Genomic DNA, 3,325 nt, shown 5'->3' on the forward strand with positions numbered 1-3,325 from the left:
AATAGTTAATAGTTAATAGTTAATAGTTAATAGTTAATAGTTAATAGTTAATAGTAAGAAACTTGCAATACTTCTTTTAGCACTATAAAATTGGTATTTGCAATGAACCATCAACCATTAACTTTTTTTAACTCACAATACTTCTTTTAGCACTATAAAATTGGTATTTGCAATGAACCATTAACCATTAACTTTTCTTAATAAGAGCGTTTAAAAATCCGTGTCCACATCCGGTCAAAAAAACCTTTTTCTTCGCCCATCGGGATTGTACTTGCGTTTGCCGGATGCTCAATAAAACGCCCGAACTTGGCCGAAAAACCGATAAAAGCATTCATCCCGGAAGAATTGTAATTTGTATTGGTTGCTTTAAAAGCGCGGACAGATTGAAACAATTGCTCCGTTCCAACATAAAACTCTACGTTGGGCGATTTGTACATCAACTGCCCGCCAGCGCTCCAGGCCCGGTCTTGGTTATAAGAAGCCAAAGCTGTAACCCACAGGTTTCGATAAGTAAAATGATTGACCAAAGCCGCTGTCAATCCATTAAAAAACAGTTCTTTGGAGATAATAAAAGCTGGTGTGTAAGAAAACTCAGGAACTAAAATAAATTTTTTGCTGATGGCCAAATCAGCTTTGCCATTGATGGGTGTGTAAAAAGCGTGCTGGCTGCCGTTAATGCTGGTCAAACTATCCGTCGCGGTCAAAACTCGCGTATCGTTTTCTGTTGTGCCTCTAACCCGGTTGATGTTTTGCGTACCGCTAAAATTATAAGTTACCGCGCTTTTGTTCCAACGGATAAAACCCAAATCCTTAACGTTTCCTTGCAGCAGCAAACCGTTATCCAACTGCGCCTGCAAACCAAAACTGACCGCTGCGCCCGGGTTTTTTAGACCCAATATATCCCGCTTTCTATAAGTACCGTAATAGTTGGATTGATACTTTCCCTGCAAAAACAAGTTTGCCTGCTTGCTGTCCGGGTTAACAGCAAACGACGAATGTTCGATATCCAGTTTGTTGTAATAAATACCGAGCAACGTACTCAGTTTCAACCCAAAAGCAACATTTGCATCTACTTTTTTTCGGAAAGTTAAGCTGAACTGGTGATAAGCCTGGCCTTCCAAAAAGTCGTTAAACAAATCCTGGTTCAACTTTCCGTTGTCAAAGTTTTTGTACGAATCGAGCAAAAGCAAAGTCTCATCCGTTACGCTGCCGTGGCCTTCCGCTTTTGTTTGTGCCGAAATGCCAAACTCCTGGTCGCCGTCCAGCCGGTTGTACATTTTCAGCATAAACCAATACGAATTTGATGCTAAACTTAAGTGGTTCAGGTTTCCCTGTCCGTTGGTTAGGTTGGCACTGTTGTAAACGCCTTTTGTGATGAGCGAATTAACCGAAGCTTGTGCATGGCCGGTTAAAATACTGGTTGCGCCAAAATTGGGGAAGAAAAAATTGAAAGCAAACTGCCGGCTTGAATCCGGGATGAAAGCGCGTTGGGCTGGGTTTTCAAAAGAATCAAACAGTGTCCCGGTATTAAAATGGGAAAATTGCTGGGCACGGGAAGAAGTAAATATAAAAATCAGGACCAAGCCCCAGAAGTATTTCATCAAACAAAAAAAATAAAAATTAGCGAAATTGAAAATAAACGAATGCCTAAAACCAAGTTTTAAATTTGTTACCAGGCCAAAATTTAGGCGGTAAAAGAAGCATCGGTTTTAGGTTTTTCAGAAAGCCGCCTTATCACTTTTACTGATTCTTTGCTTCATTTGTTTTAAACAAAAGCAAAGCCGTAAGCACTAATTTTGGAGTGGTAAAAGAAGCATAAAATTTTCGCATATAAACCAACCGCGTTTTTAAATTTTGTTAATTTTATCCGTTTGGTTTTAGATGCTTCTTTTACTGCCAAAAAATTGGCAAACATGTGGTTTTGATTTATTTAAATTGATGCACCCGTTTTTATAGGGGTAAAAGAAGCATTGCCATTATTAACCCTGAAACTATTAAACTATCCAACATCAAACCAACCGATTTTTAATATAAACCTTAAAGAAAATTTATGATGCAAAGCAAACTACTTGCAGCAACTCTTCCATTACTTTTGATTACAGGATTGTGTACGGCGCAAAAAGTTCTTCCTTACAAAAACCCAAAACTTCCTGCCGCCCAACGTGCCGCCGACCTGATCAAACGGATGACGCTGGAAGAAAAAGTAGCACAAATGCTGTGCATCAACTACGAATCTAAAGACGAAGTGATTGACGCGAAACTGAACATCAAAACGGATGTACTGAAAAGCAAATACAGCCATGGCCTGGGCCAAATTGCCGAGTTTTGTAAAACGCGCGGCTGGCTAACAGCACGCCAGCAGGTAGAAGCCTACAACACTATACAAAAGTTTTTTATAGAGCAAACCCGGCTGGGCATACCTTTTATTGCACACGATGAAGCCCTGCATGGCATCACTGCAAAAGGGGCAACCAGTTTTCCGCAACCGATCGCAATCGCCGGCACGTTTAACCCGGATTTGGTAAAACAAGCTTATACTTTGGCTGCGCATGAAGCCCGGAGCCGTGGCATTCAACAAGTGCTTACGCCGGTATTGGATGTGGAACGCGAACCACGCTGGGGAAGATGTGAAGAAACTTTTGGCGAAGACCCGTTTTTGGTAGGCGAAATGGGCGTGGCTGCCGCAAGCGGATTGCAAGGCAACCTGGATTCTACCAAAGTAATTGCCACATTAAAACACTTTGCCGCACATGCACAGCCCGAAAACGGCACCAATACCGGGCCGGTAAACGTATCAGAACGGGTATTGCGCGAAGTGTTTTTGTACCCTTTTCAGCAAGTGATCAAACGAACCGGCGTTGGCAGTTTGATGGCTTCTTATAATGAAATTGATGGTGTGCCATCACATGCCAGTAAATGGCTGCTGCAGGATATCCTTCGTAAAGATTGGGGCTTTAAAGGTTACGTTGTATCCGATTATTTTGCGCTGGGCGAACTGGCCATTGGCTCAAACAAAGTTGGAAACCGTGTTGCGGCAGATTGGCAGGATGCAGCACGATTGGCTGTGGAAGCAGGCGTGAACATTGAGTTGCCCATCCCGCAAACGTATGTTTACCTGCCCGAACTGGTAAAAAAAGGTTTGGTTTCCGAAGCTAAAATTGACCGACTGGTAGAAAACCTGTTGCTTTATAAATTCAAATTGGGCTTGTTTGATCATCCTTACCTCAACCCGGATGTAGCCGAAAAAGTGAACGGCACAGCCGAAGGACGCAAACTGGCGCTTGAAGCTGCCCGCCAATCCATCGTGATGCTGAAAAACAAACAG

General features: G+C 42.4%; 2 protein-coding genes. One reads left to right on the forward strand and one right to left on the reverse strand.

What is annotated here, in order from left to right; translation table 11 throughout:
* Positions 1 to 197: 197 nt before the first annotated feature.
* Positions 198 to 1,601 carry a DUF5723 family protein gene (locus Q0192_RS11305; RefSeq protein WP_299289588.1) on the reverse strand — a complete coding sequence of 468 codons (1,404 nt, stop codon included), beginning with the start codon at positions 1,599 to 1,601 and terminating at the stop codon, positions 198 to 200.
* A 449-nt stretch (positions 1,602 to 2,050) separates the two neighbouring features.
* Here Q0192_RS11305 and Q0192_RS11310 point away from each other — a divergent pair.
* Positions 2,051 to 3,325: glycoside hydrolase family 3 protein (locus tag Q0192_RS11310; protein WP_299289589.1), on the forward strand; the 1,275-nt coding region annotated here is incomplete at its 3' end.

The sequence above is a fragment of the uncultured Mucilaginibacter sp. genome, from assembly GCF_937859865.1.
In the GTDB taxonomy this organism is placed as follows: Bacteria; Bacteroidota; Bacteroidia; order Sphingobacteriales; family Sphingobacteriaceae; genus Mucilaginibacter_A.